General features: G+C 38.6%; 1 protein-coding gene. It reads right to left on the reverse strand.

The features are described 5' to 3' along the window. The coding region (locus tag ACU8YE_RS25235) for a hypothetical protein (protein WP_446930300.1) at nt 1–448 on the reverse strand (448 nt) is incomplete at both ends.

Here is a 448-nt window from a genome sequence, read left to right on the forward strand (position 1 = left end):
TCATAGCAATCTCTATTAATTCAGCATCAGTATCAAAACCTTTAGGAAGTTTATCAGAAACAGAAACATATTTTTTAGAAAGCTCTGTTAAAGCTGGCAAGTCATAAGTTCCATCTTTGACATTCATAAACAAGTTTTTATCCACAGAATCCTGAGCAAGAACCAGACGTTCTGAATCTCTGTATTCTGTAGTAGGATTTCCTTTGCCTGTAATATGATTCTTTATCCAGTCTTCAGAAGCCTTTCTTTCGTTTTCAGAAGTAGGCACATCTCCTCTGTCCTCAATTAAGCGTTTTAAGCCAATCTGAAGAGCTTTTGAGTGAGATGCTTGCTCAGAGTCGTTTTTCGGATTTGAAAGCGTTCTGAGTGCCTCCAAGCTCTTAGAATAGGTAGTTGCTCTCTTCAGTCGGTTGGTTAATTTGGCGATTGCTTCAGCATCGCCTTTTAC

Source organism: Ralstonia sp. VS2407, assembly GCF_052950655.1.